This window comes from Corynebacterium sp. TAE3-ERU16 (assembly GCF_019209935.1).
GTDB lineage: Bacteria > Actinomycetota > Actinomycetes > Mycobacteriales > Mycobacteriaceae > Corynebacterium > Corynebacterium antarcticum.
Genome location: NZ_JAHUTN010000003.1, coordinates 220567 through 237261, shown reverse-complemented (window position 1 = coordinate 237261; position 16695 = coordinate 220567). Strand labels below are relative to the sequence as shown.

At 67.3% G+C, this 16695-nt stretch carries 12 protein-coding genes and 1 tRNA gene; 8 read left to right on the top strand and 5 right to left on the bottom strand.

Annotated elements, in window-relative coordinates; translation table 11 throughout:
• Position 1 precedes the first annotated feature (1 nt).
• From KRX55_RS04950 to KRX55_RS04940, 3 genes are all read left to right on the top strand, one after another.
• Positions 2-2632 carry an AAA family ATPase gene (locus KRX55_RS04950; RefSeq protein ID WP_218406678.1) on the top strand — a complete coding sequence of 877 codons (2631 nt, stop codon included), beginning with the start codon at positions 2-4 and terminating at the stop codon, positions 2630-2632.
• 211 nt (positions 2633-2843) lie between these two features.
• Positions 2844-3377, top strand: a complete 534-nt coding sequence (locus KRX55_RS04945; RefSeq protein WP_218406677.1) for a MarR family winged helix-turn-helix transcriptional regulator — start codon at positions 2844-2846, stop codon at positions 3375-3377.
• A gap of 188 nt (positions 3378-3565) precedes the next feature.
• The gene (locus KRX55_RS04940; protein WP_218406676.1) at positions 3566-3808 is read left to right on the top strand and encodes a PspC domain-containing protein; all 243 of its coding nucleotides are present in this window, start codon (positions 3566-3568) and stop codon (positions 3806-3808) included.
• Between the two features lie 207 nt (positions 3809-4015).
• On the opposite strand, the gene KRX55_RS04935 is transcribed toward KRX55_RS04940, so the two are convergent.
• The 5 genes from KRX55_RS04935 to KRX55_RS04915 form a co-directional block, all read right to left on the bottom strand.
• A tRNA-Arg gene (locus KRX55_RS04935) sits at positions 4016-4091 on the bottom strand.
• Between the two features lie 440 nt (positions 4092-4531).
• Entirely contained in the window at positions 4532-5203 is a 672-nt protein-coding gene (locus tag KRX55_RS04930; RefSeq protein WP_218406675.1) for a LutC/YkgG family protein, read from the bottom strand.
• Entirely contained in the window at positions 5203-6759 is a 1557-nt protein-coding gene (locus tag KRX55_RS04925) for a lactate utilization protein B (protein WP_218406674.1), read from the bottom strand. The genes KRX55_RS04930 and KRX55_RS04925 overlap by 1 nt, the downstream gene beginning before the upstream one ends.
• Complete coding sequence (locus tag KRX55_RS04920; protein WP_218406673.1) at positions 6756-7541, bottom strand: (Fe-S)-binding protein; 786 nt, start codon at positions 7539-7541, stop codon at positions 6756-6758. Before KRX55_RS04920 ends, KRX55_RS04925 begins: the two co-directional genes overlap by 4 nt.
• Before the next feature lie 480 nt (positions 7542-8021).
• Positions 8022-9710 carry an L-lactate permease gene (locus KRX55_RS04915; protein WP_218406672.1) on the bottom strand — a complete coding sequence of 563 codons (1689 nt, stop codon included), beginning with the start codon at positions 9708-9710 and terminating at the stop codon, positions 8022-8024.
• Positions 9711-10504: 794 nt separating this feature from the next.
• On the opposite strand from KRX55_RS04915, the gene argS reads away from it, so the two are divergent.
• The 5 genes from argS (at position 10505) to KRX55_RS04890 (ending at position 16691) form a co-directional block, all read left to right on the top strand.
• Positions 10505-12157 carry an arginine--tRNA ligase gene (gene argS, locus KRX55_RS04910; RefSeq protein WP_218406671.1) on the top strand — a complete coding sequence of 551 codons (1653 nt, stop codon included), beginning with the start codon at positions 10505-10507 and terminating at the stop codon, positions 12155-12157.
• On the top strand, positions 12158-13636 hold the full coding sequence (gene lysA / locus KRX55_RS04905) for a diaminopimelate decarboxylase (protein ID WP_218406670.1): 1479 nt from the start codon (positions 12158-12160) through the stop codon (positions 13634-13636).
• 155 nt (positions 13637-13791) lie between these two features.
• The gene (locus KRX55_RS04900; RefSeq protein WP_200258816.1) at positions 13792-14286 is read left to right on the top strand and encodes a DUF4190 domain-containing protein; all 495 of its coding nucleotides are present in this window, start codon (positions 13792-13794) and stop codon (positions 14284-14286) included.
• A 17-nt stretch (positions 14287-14303) separates the two neighbouring features.
• Positions 14304-14465 carry a hypothetical protein gene (locus KRX55_RS04895; protein ID WP_218406669.1) on the top strand — a complete coding sequence of 54 codons (162 nt, stop codon included), beginning with the start codon at positions 14304-14306 and terminating at the stop codon, positions 14463-14465.
• Between the two features lie 888 nt (positions 14466-15353).
• On the top strand, positions 15354-16691 hold the full coding sequence (locus KRX55_RS04890) for a homoserine dehydrogenase (RefSeq protein ID WP_218406668.1): 1338 nt from the start codon (positions 15354-15356) through the stop codon (positions 16689-16691).
• Positions 16692-16695: the final 4 nt, after the last annotated feature.

The window sequence follows — 16695 nt, the reverse complement described above, 5'->3', positions numbered from 1 at the left end:
CATGCGTATCAACTCGATCATCATCGACAACGTCCGCGGGATCGGCCATCTGGAGCTCAGCGATCTCCCCGAGACCGGACTCATCGTCATCAGCGGTGACAACGAGCAGGGGAAGTCGACCATTCTCGAGTCCGTGCGGACGGTACTCACCGTCCCGCACTCCAGCAACCGCCGGGAGATCCGGTCCCTGCAGCCCGTCGGGGAGGACGTCGCCCCCCGCATCGAACTCACCGCGACGGTCGGACCCTATTCGTTCACGGTCACCAAAACCTACCTCCGTCAGAAGTCCGCCGTGCTCACCGTGCGGAAACCCCGGCCGGAGAATCTGACCGGACGGGAGGCCGAGGACCGATTGAGCGCGATCCTCGATGAGCACCTCGACACCGCCCTCATGGACGTGCTCTTCGTCAGGCAGGGCGAACTGGATGCCGCTGTCTCGACAGCCGGTGTTCCGTCGCTCGCCAGGGCACTCGGCGGCCCCGGCGAATCGGGATCCGACGTCGACTCGGCGGGGGAGGGGGAACAGCTCCTGCGCCGGGTGGAGCAGGAGTACGAGCGCTACTACACCACCGCCCGTGGGACGGAGACGGGGGAACTCAGGGCCGCACGTAACGCCGCGGACGCCGCCGCCGAGGAGCTCGAGGACGCCACCGGGGACGTCGACAGGCTGGCCCGCTACGTGGAGGAGGTCCGGCGCCATTCGGAGGAGGAAGCGGCGGCCAGGGGGCGTCGTCCCGACGCCGTGAAGGAACGCGCGGAACTCCGTGAAGCCGCGGAGCGGGCAGAACGGGCGGGAACCCGGGTGAAGGCGGCGGAGAACTCCCTCACCGCGGCTTCGGCGACCCTCGAGGCGTCGCTGGCCAATCTGCGTCGCCGGAAGGAACTCAGGTCCCAGGTGGTCACCATGAAGGAGGAGCTCGCCGCCCTCACCGGTGCGCGCACGGAACTCGCGGAGGCCGCTGAGCGGGAGCAGGACCGGATCGACGGGCTGCGGGCGGAACTCCGGAGAGCCGAGGAGGAACTCGAGGAAACCACGGCGGTGGTGGGCGCCGGTGAGCGCCGGCACAGGGAGGCGCGTGCCGCGCTACGGCGAACGGAGCTGGAGGGTGTCCTCCAGGAACTGGATGTCTTCGACGGGCGCATGTCGGCGCTTCGGGCGCAGTTGGCGGAGAACGTGGTCACCGAAGATGAGGTCACCGCCGCGGAGGGCGCGGAACTCGAGCTCAGGCTCGCCCGCGGCAGGAGGGACTCGGCGTCCGCCGAACTCTGCCTCACCGCGGAGCAACCGACCCCCGTCACCGTTGACGGTGACACCGTCACCCTGGACGGTGACGGGCGCTCCTACGATGTGACCGAGACGATGACGTTCACCGCATCGGGGGTGACGGCGGTCATCACTCCGGGTGCCGGAATCGAGGGCGCCAACGCGGACGTCAGCTCGGCGGAACAATCACTCGCGGATATCCTCCGGGGGCTGGAGTGCCCGGATGTCGACACGGCCAGGAAGCGGCTCGCGACGCACCAGGCCCGGCAACGGGAGCTCGAGACCCTCCGCAGGGAACGGCAGGCCACTCTCGCGGGCAGGGACGAGCAAGAGATGAGACACGAGTTGGCCGCACTCGGCGATCCCGGGGACCGGACCGGGGCAGAGCAACCCGATATCAGAGAAGCGGAGGACCTGCTCGAGGCGGCGAAGGCCTCCAGACTGGAGGTGGAGAACCGCGTCGCACTGATCCGGACCCGGTTGTCCGCTCAATCGGAACGACGGGCGAAGGGGGCCCTGGCCGTCCACGACGCGAGGATCGAGTCCTCACGCGCCGGGCTCACCCGAGCGGAGGAGGCCCTGGGCGGAGTCACCCCGGGAGCACCGGAACCGACTGAAGAGGAGCTGGAGGAGCTCATCGGGAAGCAGACGGAGGCGAAGGATGCGGCCGCCGGTGAGCTCGCGGCCGCGGAGTCGGAGCTGCAGCAGGTGAATCCAGGGCTCGTCGAGAAACTGCTCCGGGGTGCGGAAGCGCAGGTGCAGTCGATCGACGAGACGATCCGGCGGGCGGAACACGCGGTCGCGGAGAACCGGGGGCGGATCGAGCAGGCCACGGGCGCGGAAGAGCGCCTGGAGAAGGCGACGTCCGCTGAACGCCGGGCCCGCGAGACCCTGTCCTCGACCCTCCGCCGTGCGGAGGCCGCCGGGAGACTGCGGGAGGTGCTTCTCCGGCACCGGGCCGAGGCGCGCCGCCGGTACGCGGAGCCGTTCGCCCGACGACTCACAACGATGGCGACGACCGTGTTCGGTCCCGACGTGAGCTTCGGGTTGACGGAGGATCTCGCGGTCGCGGACCGCACCCTCGGACAGGCGACCGTCGAGGTCGACTCTCTGTCGGGTGGTGCACGGGAACAGATCGGGATTCTCGTCCGACTGGCCATCGCCGAACTCGTCGGACAGGATGACGGGGTTCCCGTCTTCATCGACGATGCGCTGGGGAGCACGGACAGCGGGCGCCTCCGTCGCATGGCGGCGGTTCTCGCGGACGCCGGAAAGGAGGGGCAGGTGTTCGTCCTCACCTGCGTGCCGGCCCGGTACGACCACGTCCCCGGGCGCAGACACCTGACCATGTCGCAGCTGCGGGGATGACCGTGGTGCGAGTTCCGGCGGTACCGTGCGGGGGTTGCGCCGCGTACCGCGAATCCCTCGACGGGGTTGAATGGGGGCGGGCAGGTTGCCTCTCCCGTATCCGGATCCGAGCGTGTACCAGCGCGTACCCCACCCGGCGGCCGCGCCGTCACCGCCGTACCGTGCCTTTCCGGGATTTCGAACCTGGCGTGACGCCCGATACAGTGATCGTATGAATAGGGATCCCCACTCGGCGCCACGCTGGCTCTCGCAGGAGGAGCAGGCGTTCTGGCGCCTGCTCCTCGCCACGGTGCGCAAGGTGAGCAGGTGCATAGAGGAGACACTGGTCACCGATCACGGTCTGTCGACGTCCGAGTTCGCGGTCCTCGTCAGTCTCTCCGAGAACCCCGGGCACCGGATGCGGCTCCGGGATCTCTGCGTCGACCTCGACTGGGACAGGTCACGGGCGTCCCACCAGATCACCCGGATGCAGCGGCGCGGCCTAGTGACCAAGACGCGGTGCCCGGGCGACGCGCGGGGAGTGGTCGTGGAGATCACCCCGGAGGGAAACGAACGGCTCGTCGCCGCGGTACCCGAGCACGTCGAATCGGTCCGGCGACTCATCTTCGACGACCTGGACCCCGCAGACATACCCCACCTGACCCGGCTGCTCGAGACCGTGCTCGCGGTCGACGATGTTCCGGGGGCGAAGGGATTCGACCCCGAGCGGCACGCTTTTCCCGCCGCCGACGGCGAACCCGCGTGACCGGAGCCTTCCGGACGCCCGCCGGGTACCTGGCCATCCCCCGGGTCCACCGCGGAGATGTCCCCGGCGAAGATCGGGGGAAGATCGGGGAGATCCCTGATGCCGGTCACGCCCGAAGTCCGGAGAATTGGACGTGTAGGGGAGATAACCGACCAGCCCGTCCCCGGCAGGAGAGAAAGGCGTGACCCATGGAATACGAGAACCCCGGCAATGACCGACACAACGAGGCCGATGCTCCACTCCTCCAGCGGAAACTGCGTCGTAGTGCGACCGACAAACTGGTTGCCGGAGTCCTCGGTGGAATAGGGGAGACCTACGGCATCAACAGCACCCTGCTGCGCATCCTGTTCGTGGCGTCGTTCCTGCTCCCCGGCCCCCAGATGCTGTTCTACTTCGTCATGTGGTTCATCATGCCCGGTCAGGACGCCTGAATCCGGGTGTTGTCCGTATGACGGGTCCACGGACGGTGATCGGTCGCCTCCCGTGGACCGGATCCGGGTACTCCGCGGAGTGTCTCCGGTGCGGAGAGGCGATCTCCCGGTCCGGACCCCGGAGTGGCCGGGAGAGCGGCCGGACTATGGCCGGACAAACAGTGAGGGAGCTCCACCGCCGTCGGCGGTGGAGCTCCCTCACTTCGGTGGTGCCCCCGACACGAATCGAACGTGCGACCTTTGGTACCGGAAACCAATGCTCTATCCCCTGAGCTACGGAGGCGTGTCAACGCCGTTCACGTCGGGACGGTGAACCGGTCCCGGTGACTGCGCAACGAGAATAACTCTAGCACCAGGAGGGGGTCGGTCACCAAATGCTCCTCCATCCACCGGTACCGGCGCCGCAGCGGAGGAGGACGGGCACGGCACACCCTGCCACGGAAGCGGTCGCCCCGGACCCCGGGCGGAGGAGATGACCCGGTGCCCACCGCCGGAATCTGCACGCACCACACGGGAACATCCCCCGTGCCCGGGGTTCCGGCAGAGGGGTTCGTACCCGTGAACCGGGTGGTGCGGCGTCTCCCGGTCGAGTCCCCCGAAGGAAGAGGTACGTTCCGGTTCACCGGACTCAGACGTGACGGGGAGGTACCTGCGGAGAATGACGGACACCGGGTGCCCCGACGGGGCACCCGGTGTCCGATCACCGCAGTTCCGGTCGAACGCTCAGTCGACGATCACGACGATCAGCGTGCGGGGACCGTGAACGCCCTCGACACGGCTGAGCTCGATGTCCGAGGTCGCCGACGGGCCGGAGATCATCGTGATCGGCTGGCGGCGGTCGAGGCGCTCGATCATCGCGGGAATCCCGTAGACGACACTGTCGCGGCGCACGATGCAGATGTGGCAGTCCGGAACGAGCGTCAGGGCGCGTCGACCGCAGTCGGGGCCGGTCTCGAGGCAGATCGTTCCGGTCTGCGCCGAGGTGACCCTGCTGTCGGTGACGACGACGTCGACGTCGTTGAGCAGGCGCGGATCTGTGTCCCAGTCATCCGGTCCGGCGTCGCCGTCGAAGCCGGAGAACAGTTCCGCGTCGAGTCCTTCGGCGTACCGGACCGTGCGGGCCTCCCGGTCCTTCAGTATCGAGGTGACCGTGTCGCCGATCTTGTCCGCCGTGGTCTCCTCGACGATCGCCTTGTAGTCCAGGAGACGGTCGATCAGGATCTCCTTGAGCTCGGGCCAGTCCATGTCGGGCTCGAAGTTGTATTCGCGCGGGACCTCCACCGGGCCGGGTGCGGTGTTCGCGAGCTTGTGGGCGTTCCTGATCCGATTCAGGATCTCCTTCTTCGCGGCGGCATTCGTCGAGTGATCCAGCGCGCCGCGGGTGTCGGTGGCCATCAGTTCTCCTTCCCGTTCTCGTCGCCGGAGGCGGCGTTCTCAGAGCCGGGGATACCGGTGCGCCGCGCTTCGGCGAGCAGCTCCCGGGCTTCGTCGGTGTCGAACCACTGGCGGAACGACTTCTTCGGTGGTACGCAGGTGTCGCGCACGTCGGTCCAGCCTGCGAGGAAGCTCGGCAGGTGGGTGATCCGCCCGTCGAAGCCGCCGAGGATCCTGCCGAGGAACACCAGGTGTGTGGCGGCGTTCCAGATGCGTCGGTTCCCGAACGCCAGCCCCATCGCGCCCATGATGACGCCCTCGATCTTCGGCTTGTGCCCCTCGATCTTCTGGTGCCGCAGTTCCAGCAGCGCGGACGGAATGTCGATCTTCACCGGGCAGGCCTCGTAGCAGGCGCCGCACAGTGAGGAGGCGTAGGGCAGGGAGGCGTTGGGGTCGTCCGCGGAGTCGATCCCGGTGAGCTGCGGGGTCAGGATCGCGCCGATCGGCCCCGGGTACGTCGAGCCGTAGGCGTGCCCGCCGGCGCGCTCGTAGACCGGGCAGACGTTGAGGCAGGCCGAGCAGCGGATGCACTTCAGTGCCTCGCGACCGATCTCGTTGGCCAGCGCCGCGGTGCGGCCGTTGTCGATGAGCACGATGTGGTACTCCTGCGGCCCGTCGCCTTCGGTGACACCGGACCACAGGGAGGTGTAGGGGTTCATCCGCTCGCCGGTGGACGACCGGGGGAGCAGCTGCAGGAACACCTCGAAGTCGCGGAAGGTCGGCAGGAGCTTCTCGATGCCCATGACGCTGATGAGCGTCTCGGGGAGGGTGAGACACATCCGGCCGTTGCCCTCGGACTCGACGATGGCGACGGTGCCGGTCTCCGCGACACCGAAGTTCGCCCCGGAGATCGCGACCTTGGCGCGCATGAACTGTTCCCTCAGGAAGAGCCGCGAAGCCTCCGCCAGTTCGGCGGGTTCCGTGGACAGGGTCTCGTCGGTGGTGGGCATCTCCCGGACGAAGATGTCCCGGATCTCGGCACGGTTCCGGTGGATCGCCGGAACGAGGATGTGGCTCGGCGTGTCATGGCCGAGCTGCACGATCAACTCGGCGAGGTCCGTCTCCCGCGCGGAGATCCCGGCCTCGCGGAGCTGGTCGTTCAGCCCGATCTCCATGGTCGCCATCGACTTGATCTTGACCACGTTGGTTTCGCCGGTCCGCTTGACCAGCTCGGTGACGATGGCGCCGGCCTCGTTGGCGTCCCGGGCCCAGTGCACCTGTCCGCCGCGGGCGGTCACCGCCTGTTCGAACTGTTCGAGCAGTTCCGGCATGCGTGCCATGACGTCGCGTTTGATGTGCGAGCCCGCCTCGCGGAGCCGCTCCCAGTCATCGATCTCGGTGATGACCTGCATCCGCTTGTCGCGGATGGTGTGGGTCGCCTTGTGCAGGTTGCGGCGCTGGGTGGCGTTGTCCAGCTCGGTCTCCGCCGCCTTGGTGAAGCTCTGGGTGCCGCGGAGGTGCCCGACGCCCTTCGGGGCGCGGGGCGGCATCTTCGGGGTTCCGAGGAGCGTGGTCACAGCATGGCCTCCTTCGAGTAGATCGCGGAGTCGGGCTGCCACGGGTGCTGCTTCGTGGAGGCGAGGATCTCCGCCATGTGGAGGGCCCGCACACCCGACTGCTGCCGGGAGAGCGAACCGCCGATGTTCATCAGGCAGGAGGCGTCACCGGCGGTGACGTACTCGGCCCGGGTGTCGCGGATGTTGCGGACCTTGTCGGCGACCATCGCCGCCGAGGTGTGGGCGTTCTTCACCGAGAACGTCCCGCCGAAGCCGCAGCACTCGTCCGCGTGCGGGAGTTCCACGAGGTCGATGCCCTCGACGTTGCGGAGCAGCCTGAGCGGTCGGTCCCCGACCTTGAGGAACCGCAGCGAGTGGCAGGTCGAGTGGTAGGTGACCCTGTGCGGGAAGAACGCTCCGAGCTGATCGACGCCGGCGACGTCGATCAGGAATTCGGAGAGGTCGTAGGTCTTTTCCGCGGTCTTCCGGGCGGCGTCCGCCAGGCCCTTCTTCCCGTAGCGCTGGGCCACGTGGACGTGCTGCTCCCGGACGGCACCGGTGCAGGAACCGGAGGGCGCGACGACGCAGTCGATCGACGGGTCGGAGAACGCGTCGACGTAGTTCTCGATCTGCGGGACCGCCTCACGTTGGTATCCGGTGTTGACGTGCATCTGGCCGCAGCAGGTCTGCTCCGGGGGGAAGACAACCTCGTGCCCGAGGCGTGAGATGACCACAGCGGTGGCCTTGACCGCATCCGGGAACATCGCGTCCCCGATACAGGTTGAGAAGAGAGCGACACGCATGGGTGCTCCTCGCTGTCGTTGGGCTGTTTAATTAACTGAAGCCTTGCCTAATTCTTCGCGGATGAATGTGGCGGCAGGACTGATGGTTCCGACGATACTCCTCCGGGTGATTGTGAGTCACACAAAATCAGGAACATCCGTGGGGGCCGCCCCCGGTGGGGAACATCTCTGCATCTCCGATAACGATGCTGGTGAACGTCTCATTCTCGGGATCGTCACCGCTGTCCACCGAACATGGTGGCGACATGTCCCCGAATGAAATTCCGGGGCTTTCCGGGGGAATGTCAATTTGCTCAGTTCACTAAGTCGGTATTCTTCTCGCCGGACAATTCCTGAGTATTTCCGGCGCGAATTCCCTGCGCGACGGTCCGCCGAATTCACCGGTGAAAATGCCGGTGCCCCGGTGCACCGTGGCTCGTGGGAGCAGGGTGGACCGGGGCGGTGGTGGAGCTGCGGTGGCGGGTGCCTCCGGGGGTGGGTCTACCCGACCGTCGCGACGAGGAAGCTCAGGACGTTCGTCTGGAGGAACACCAGGCAGCAGACGGCGAAGAGCATGACGATGGACCAGGGCACGACCGCCTTGAAGATGTCGGATTCCTTGGGGCTGTCGGCCTCGTTGCCGTCGATGGACACCGCGGTCGCCGCGATGGCCAGCGACTGCGGGGAGATCATCTTGCCGACGACGCCGCCGGTGGTGTTCGCCGCGAGCATGAGGTCGGGGTTGTATCCGGCCCCCTCGGCGGCGGTGACCTGCATCTTCCCGAACAGGGCGTTCGCGGAGGTGTCGGATCCCGTGACGGCGGTGCCGACCCAGCCGAGCGTAGGCGCGAGGAAACCGTAGACCGCGCCGAGGGAGGCGACGAACTGGCCGATCGCGACGGTCTGGCCGGAGAAGTTCATCACGTAGGCCAGAGCCAGGACGGCGGCGATGGTGAGCGCCGCCCACCTCATCTTCACCATGCAGTGCGCCATCGCGGAGAACGCGCCGGCGAAGGTGATCCTGTACTTGCCGCCCTCGTTGAAGATCGAGTAGAGCAGTGTGACGACGAGCCCGGAGATCAGCAGCAGGGTGCCCGGATTCGAGAGCCAGGCGAAGGTGTACGCGGATTTCACCGGGGTTCCCTCCGCGGTGAGCAGCCGGTCGGACAGCAACGGCCAGTCGAATGTCACGGACGCCGCATTCAACGCGTCGGGGATCGTCTTTCCGAGGTTGGCGATGCCGAAGATCACCGTGACGACGCCGTAGGGCATGAGTGCCATCCAGACGCGACGGGCGGGCAGTTCCTCGGCCGCCTTGATCTCGCCGACCCCGAGGCGCTTACGCATTGCGGGGACGCCGCGCGGAGACCAGAAGCGCAGGAACACGACGGCGACGCCGAGGGAGAAGATGCAGGCGACGACGTCGGTGAGCTGGTAGGCGAAGAAGTTCGAGGTGGCCCACTGGGCGACGCCGAAGGAGAAGCCGATGACGACCGCGGGGATCCACGCGTCGCGGATCCCCCTGACCCCGTCCAGGATGAAGAGCAGGATGATCGGGACGAAGAACGCCAGGAAGGGTGCCTGGTGGCCGACGATGGCGGCGATGTTCTCCGTCTGCGCCGTGGTCCGTCCCGCGACGGCCCCGGCCGTGGTGATGGGAATGGCGACGGCGCCGAAGGCGACGGGGGCGGTGTTCGCGAGGAGCACGACGACCGCGGCCTTCAGCGGTTTCACGCCGAGTGCGAGGATCATCGTGGCGGTGATCGCCACGGGGGCGCCGAAGCCCGCCAGTGCCTCGAGGAGGCCACCGAAGCAGAACGCGATCAGGATCGCCTGGATGCGGATGTCCCCGGATCCCAGGCGGTCGAACGTTCTGCGCAGATCCTCGAAGCGGCCGGAGACGACCGTCACCTCGTAGAACCAGAGCGCCATGACGATGACCCAGACGATCGGGAACAGGCCGAACACGCCACCCCGGAACGCCGACGCCACCGCCAGGACGACCGGCATCTTGAAGCCGACGACCGCGACGATCAGCGATGCCAGCAGTGCGACGAGCGCGGCCGTGTGCGCCCGCGCCTTGACGAAGATCAGCATCGCGAAGAATGTCAGGAGCGGGATGGTTGCGACGGCGGCCGATAGCCCCAGGCTTCCGCCCACCGCGTTGGTGAGAATGGTGAAATCCCTCATGGGACCTCCTTGTGATTCGTGGTGTGTCCGTGGCGGATCGGACTGTGCCGAATCGATCAAGTCTGTGGTTCAGACGGAAGCCACGGTGAGTCTCCCTGAATCCTATGGGGGTATCTGGACCGATTTCGGGGAATGGCGGAGAAAGGCGGTGTGATCCGGAAGTCACTGTCGTGGTCAATGTCCGTGACGGGGGGCCGCGCGGACCTCATGGGGCGGTATCCGTGCACTGAGGTGACCGGTTTCGTCCTCGGCCGGGTTGAGATATTCCTGAGAGTGGGCCGTGGATTCGACCCACCCCCGGGGGTGGGTCGGCGAGTTGGTCGGGATGACCGCTCCCATTCCGGCCTGGCTCCATCGACGGGTTCTCGCCGGCCCGGCATCGGATGTCGTGTGCGGACAACTCGTGGGTGTCGGTCGCCTTCTTCCGTAGAGGCCGACGTGCCCTGCCGCCGCCGGAGGGGGACGCTCCGACACCCGGAGCCGGGGCGATCGCGGGGGTGGATCCCGCCACCTCAATGGCGAATGCAGTTGGCGCGAGACCTCTGAATGGGGATGCGGTCACCCCTTTACGGGTTCCGTCTCGTCGGGCCGTCGGTGTCGTTTCCCGCGACTTGGCCCGTACCCACCGCTCTGACGGAGGTGGCCCTCCGGACGTCGCGCCCGTCGGGCGGAGCCGCCGGTCGGAGCTCCGGGAACCGGTGGTTCTACGGTTCGTGGGATGAGACGCCACGGGCGGAACCGGATTCCCCGAGGCCCCGCGGATCGCGTCAGGTGGGCTGATAGCATGACTGACCGTGACTCCAACAGATCTCGCCTCCCTCATCAAGACCACCGCCACCGGCGTGCTGGACGGCCGCGGCCTCGACTCCTCGCTCCTGCCGGAGCAGGTCACCGTCGAACGGCCGCGCAACCCCGAGCACGGTGACTACGCCACGAACGTCGCCATGCAGACGGCGAAGAAGGTGGGGACCAACCCACGGGAGTTCGCCACCTGGCTCGTCGCGGCTCTCGGTGAGTGTGCCGCCATCGCGGAAGCCACCGTGGCCGGCCCCGGTTTCATCAACATCCGGCTGGCCGCGGACGCGCAGGGCAAGATCGTCGAGGAGATCCTCCGGGCCGGACAGACGTACGGAAACGGCGACATCGTCGCCGGGCGCCGCATCAACCTCGAATTCGTCTCCGCGAACCCGACCGGCCCGATCCACCTCGGTGGCACCCGGTGGGCGGCGGTCGGCGATTCACTCGGTCGAATCCTCACCGCCAGCGGTGCGACCGTCACCCGCGAGTACTACTTCAACGACCACGGCACCCAGATCGACCGGTTCGCCCGGTCGCTGGTCGCTGCGGCGAAGGGGGAACCGACCCCCGACGACGGGTACGGCGGCGCCTACATCGGTGAGATCGCCGATGCCGTGAAATCTGAGGTCCCGGGTGTTCTCGAACAGGATCCCGTGACCATGCAGGAGACCTTCCGGTCCCGCGGTGTGGACATGATGTTCGCCCACATCAAGAGCTCCCTCCACGAGTTCGGCACCGATTTCGACGTCTTCTTCCACGAGAACTCCCTGTTCGAGTCCGGGGCCGTCGCACGGTCCATCGAGATGCTCAAGGAGAACGGCAACCTCTACGAGGCGGACGGCGCCTGGTGGCTGAGGTCCTCCGCCTTCGGCGATGACAAGGACCGTGTCGTCATCAAATCCGACGGCGACGCCGCCTACATCGCCGGAGACATCGCCTACGTCGTCGACAAGATCGAGCGTGGACACGATCTCTGCATCTACATGCTGGGTGCGGACCACCACGGGTACATCGCCCGGCTCAAGGCATCCGCAGCAGCCCTCGGGTACGACCCCGACAGCGTCGAGGTGATGATCGGCCAGATGGTCAGCCTGGTCAAGGACGGCGAGGTGAAGAAGATGTCCAAGCGCGCGGGCACCGTCATCACCCTCGACGACCTCGTCGAGGCGATCGGTGTCGACGCGGCCCGATACGCGATGATCCGTTCCTCCGTCGACTCCACCCTCGACATCGACATGGATCTCTGGTCCTCCCAGTCCAGCGACAACCCCGTCTACTACGTCCAGTACGGCCACGCCCGGCTCTGCTCCATCGCCAGGAAGGCGGCGGAGATCGGGGTCGACCACGCGGGTGCCGACCTCTCGCTGCTCACCGAGCCCAGGGAAGGGGACCTCATCCGGACCCTCGGGGAGTTCCCCGCAGTGGTCGCCGCGGCGGCCGAACTTCGGGAACCGCACCGGGTCGCCCGGTACGCGGAGCAGCTCGCGGGGACCTTCCACCGCTTCTACGACACCTGCCAGATCCTGCCCCGGGGCGGGGAGCAGACGGAGCCGGTCCACCGCGCGCGACTCGCGCTCGCCGCGGCGACCCGACAGACCCTCGCCAACGCCCTGCGCCTCGTCGGGGTCACAGCACCGGAGCGGATGTAGATGAATCACCGCAACGAGACGTCACTCGAACGTCGGTCCATCGCGGGAATCGCCGACGGCGGGTTCGACTCCGTCGAGAAGCGCGCCGCGGGGTCATCCGGATCCACGTCAGCCGTGCATCAGGTCGCGGACACCTTCAACGGGCTTCCCGGACACGTCTGGCCGCGGAACGCCCGGCGCCAGGATGACGGTGTCGTGACCATCGCGGGGGTCCCCCTCCCGGAGATCGCGGAGACCTACGGAACGCCCGTCTTCGTCGTCGACGAGGATGACTTCCGTTCCCGGTGCCGCGACATGGCCGATGCCTTCGGCGGGGGGCACAACGTCCACTACGCCTCCAAGGCGTTCCTCACCCGGACGATCGCCCGCTGGATCGACGAAGAGGGACTCTCCCTGGACGTCGCCTCCCTGGGGGAGCTGCAGGTCGCACTGGCCGCCGGGTTCCCGCCGTCCCGCATCACCGTGCACGGGAACAACAAGACCGACGCGCTCCTGCGCGCGAGCGTCACCGCCGGTGTCGGACACGTCGTTCTCGACTGCGCCGAGGAGATCGGCAGGCTCTCCGCCATCGCGGTGGAGGAGGGGGTGGACCAGGAGGTTCTCGTCCGGGTCAAACCCGGCATCGAGGCACACACCCACGAGTTCATCGCCACCAGCCACGAGGACCAGAAGTTCGGGTTCTCGTTGGCATCCGGTTCCGCGCACACCGCGTGCCTCGCCGCCGCCGGAGCCGAGAACCTGAAGTTGGTCGGCCTCCACTGCCACGTCGGTTCACAGGTCTTCGACGCCCAGGGATTCTCCCTCGCCGCTGAGCGCCTCCTGGGACTGATGGGGGAGCTGAAGCGCGATCTCGATCCGGTGGACGCGTCTGAGGCGGTCTCGATCCTCGACCTCGGTGGCGGATACGGCATCGCCTACACGGAGGGACAGGACCCCCTCGACGTGCCGGAGGTCGCCGCGACTCTGCTCCGGGAGGTCAACGCGCACGCGGATTCCCTGGGACTGACCCCGCCTGAACTGCTCGTTGAACCCGGCCGCGCGATCGCCGGACCGTCGACGGTGACCGTCTACACCGTCGGCACCGTCAAGGACGTCCACACCGCCCAGGACTCCACCCGCCGCTACCTGTCCGTCGACGGCGGAATGAGCGACAACATCCGCCCCGCGCTCTACCAGGCGGAGTACGAGGGTCGCGTGGTCAACCGCTTCGTCGACGGTGAGGGGATCTCCACCAGGGTCGTAGGTTCCCACTGCGAGTCCGGGGACATCCTGCTCAGCGACGTCATCTACCCGGACGACATCGCCGCAGGCGATCTGCTCGCGATCGCCGGAACAGGTGCGTACTGCTACGCGATGAGTTCCCGGTACAACATGTTCACCCGTCCGGCGGTCGTCACGGTCCGCGCGGGACGGGCGCGGCTCATGCTGCGCCGGGAGACCCTCGACGATCTCCTCGCACTGGAGGAGGGAGAGTTCTGAACCCGTGACGGTGTTGTCGGAGCGGGTGGTGTTACGTAGACTGGCCGGGCACCGAGACCTCCCCGCCCGCCGCCCCGGTGGTCAACTGCGCGGCAGAGTCTGTCTGTGCGGGTACACGATACAGTCCACGGAACACACAGAAAGCAGCTATCTCAATGACGACACCGAACGATCCCGGAAACAACGTCCCGCAGGGCGGCGGCTACCCGCAGGGTGGCGGCTACGGCGGTTACCCCGCCGCATCCTCCGGCCCCGAGAAGAACGCCATCGCCCCCTGGGCGCTGGGTGTCTCCATCTTCGCCGTCATCCTCTGCTGGGTTCCGATGCTCAACTGGGTCCTGGCGATCGTGGGCATCGTGCTGGGCATCATCGGCATCGTCAAGGCCAAGAAGGTCGTGGGCCCCAAGGCCGGCAGGGGTCTGTCCATCGCAGCCGTCGTCCTCTCCGTCCTGTCCATCGTGCTGAGCTTCGTCGTCGGTTTCGTGGTATTCAAGGCCGCCGAGGACATCGTCGGTGAGGAGAACCTCAAGCAGATCCAGGAATGCCAGGAGCTCGATGGGGCAGAGCGTGACGCCTGCCTCGAGAACGTGAAGAACAAGATCGTCGAAGAGAATTCAGATGATTCTGCGGAGGCACCCACCGCCTCCTAGGGGGCGCGGAGCACTCCGTGGCGAAGTCGGAGGACATCGTCATCGAACTGACCGGAGAGGGGTCGGACACCTGGATGCAGGTGTCCGGCCCCTCTCCGCGTGCCCGGGGGTACCTCCCCCGGGCACGGGCGTCGGAGGCCCACGTACGGGCGACCGGAGAACCTCTCCGGAAGCGGTGAGCGTCGTGGGACGGTTCCCGATGACACCCCGGCGGCGAGGTGGGGCCGGTCGCAGCCGGGGTGCACGGGGGATGAGGTGGTGTGGAACGGTCGGGCCACAGCTGAAGTTCAGGACCCGGGGCGGGGAGCGCCCGGCAGAGGAACCGACCCTACCCCGGCCCCACCGGAGACGTCGAACCTTCCGTTCACGGAGGCGTCCCAGGACGGGCGCCGGAACAACCCCGCAGGGGAGTGGCACCCCGGACCCCGGACAGCCGCCGGGAGCGCGAGTGACGTTCCGGTGGCGATGACGCCCCGATGAAGGCCGTGCGGGATCACTCCCGGACTCCCCTGTCCGGGGATCACGGGCAGGTGGTACCGCTCGACGGGCCGGGAAGCGCCTCCCGTGTCCCCGGCGTGGAAGGAACCGGTTCCAGCGGGTCGACCGGTGCGGAGCGGGGCCGTCCGCGGGCTTCTCCGGCCATCTCTGGGGGGGGGGCTGTTTCGTGGTCGTCGGTGTCCGGGGGCGCCGATGGTCGTGACGCCGGATCTTCGACCGCACCCGTTCCGCGTTCCGACTCCTTCGCGAACACCCGAACCTGGTTGGTCGACAGTGCATGGGTCTGGGCGACGTGGTGGACCCCGTGTTCCCCCGCGCGGCGTCGGAGTCGTTCCACCGTGAGGAGGATCCCCGGAACGGATCACATCCTTAAAGGTAACTTGAACGGGGCAACGGAGTGATCGGTGGTCCACCGCTGAAGCATCCGGAACAGTCTGTCTATGATGGCCTGGTACGTCCAGACGCACCGGAGATTCCTCCCGTAGCGTCTTCTCCCGGTGGACCGGACAGGGACAGGTCTCCGGGAGAGCACCAGCAGAGCACATTCACGAGAATCCACATGGAGCACCATGACCGTCAAAGATCAGCCAACCTACAACCCAGGCAAGGGGGAGGGCAGCCCGGTGGGCGTGGCTCTCCTCGGCCACGGAACCGTCGGCAGCGAGGTATTCCGACTCCTCCTGGAGAACTCCGATGAGTTCACCCACCGGGTCGGAGGCCCGCTCGAGATCAAGGGCATCGCCGTGGGCGACATCGCCAAGCACCGCGGTTCCGTCGACGAGGATCTGCTCACGACAGACGCCATGGGCCTGATCCAGCGTGATGACGTCGACATCGTCGTCGAGGTCATCGGCGGAATCGACTACCCGCGCAAACTCGTGCTCGCTGCGCTCGAGGCGGGAAAATCCGTCGTCACCGCGAACAAGGCTCTCGTGGCCGCGCACTCAGGCGAACTGGCGGAAGCCGCCGACGCCGCAGGAGTGGACCTCTACTTCGAGGCCGCGGTCGCGGCCGCGATCCCCGTCGTCGGACCGCTGCGGCGCTCGCTCGCCGGCGACCGCGTCGAATCCGTCGCGGGCATCGTCAACGGGACCACCAATTTCATCCTCGACGCCATGGACGCTACCGGTGCCTCCTACGACGACATGCTCGCCGAGGCCACGCGCCTCGGGTACGCGGAAGCGGACCCCACCGCAGACGTCGAGGGCCATGACGCCGCCTCCAAGGCCGCCATCCTCGCATCCCTGGCGTTCCACACCCGGGTCACCTACGAGGATGTCCACTGCGAGGGCATCTCCTCCATAACCGCCCGCGACATCGAGGCCGCACGCGCCGCCGGATACACGATCAAGCTGCTCGCCATCTGTGAGCGCATCACCGGTGAAGACGGGGTCACGAAGGTGTCGGCGAGGGTTCATCCGACGCTCGTCCCGCGGAATCATCCCCTGGCCAGTGTCAGCAAGAGCTTCAACGCCGTGTTCGTCGAGGCGGAGGCCGCAGGCCGACTCATGTTCTACGGGAATGGTGCGGGCGGGTCCCCGACCGCGTCGGCCGTGCTCGGTGACCTCGTCGGCGCCGCCCGGAACAAGGTCCACGGTGGCCGGGCGCCGGGAGAATCCACCTACGCCAACCTCCCTGTCGCGCAGTTCGGAGAGGTGAATACCCGCTACCACGTCGACATGGAGGTCGAGGACCGCGTCGGTGTCCTGGCCGACGTCTCCCGCGTGTTCGCCGATGCCGGAATATCGCTCCGCACGGTTCGCCAGGAGGAGAGCGGTGACGCCGCGCGGCTCGTCGTCGTCACCCATTCCGCGCGCGAGGCCGATCTGTCCGAAACAGTCGAGACGCTCAAGAAGCTCGACGCAGTGAAAACCGTCAACAGTGTCCTTAGACTGGAAGGTGAATGATCCA

Bases quoted from the DNA above. Each gene is read 5' to 3' on its own strand.
- KRX55_RS04950 (WP_218406678.1), top strand. From the start codon at position 2: ATGCGTATCAACTCGATCATCATCGACAACGTCCGCGGGATCGGCCAT.
- KRX55_RS04945 (WP_218406677.1), top strand. From the start codon at position 2,844: ATGAATAGGGATCCCCACTCGGCGCCACGCTGGCTCTCGCAGGAGGAG.
- KRX55_RS04940 (WP_218406676.1), top strand. From the start codon at position 3,566: ATGGAATACGAGAACCCCGGCAATGACCGACACAACGAGGCCGATGCT.
- KRX55_RS04930 (WP_218406675.1), bottom strand. From the start codon at position 5,203: ATGGCCACCGACACCCGCGGCGCGCTGGATCACTCGACGAATGCCGCC.
- KRX55_RS04920 (WP_218406673.1), bottom strand. From the start codon at position 7,541: ATGCGTGTCGCTCTCTTCTCAACCTGTATCGGGGACGCGATGTTCCCG.
- KRX55_RS04915 (WP_218406672.1), bottom strand. From the start codon at position 9,710: ATGAGGGATTTCACCATTCTCACCAACGCGGTGGGCGGAAGCCTGGGG.
- lysA (WP_218406670.1), top strand. From the start codon at position 12,158: ATGAATCACCGCAACGAGACGTCACTCGAACGTCGGTCCATCGCGGGA.
- KRX55_RS04900 (WP_200258816.1), top strand. From the start codon at position 13,792: ATGACGACACCGAACGATCCCGGAAACAACGTCCCGCAGGGCGGCGGC.
- KRX55_RS04890 (WP_218406668.1), top strand. From the start codon at position 15,354: ATGACCGTCAAAGATCAGCCAACCTACAACCCAGGCAAGGGGGAGGGC.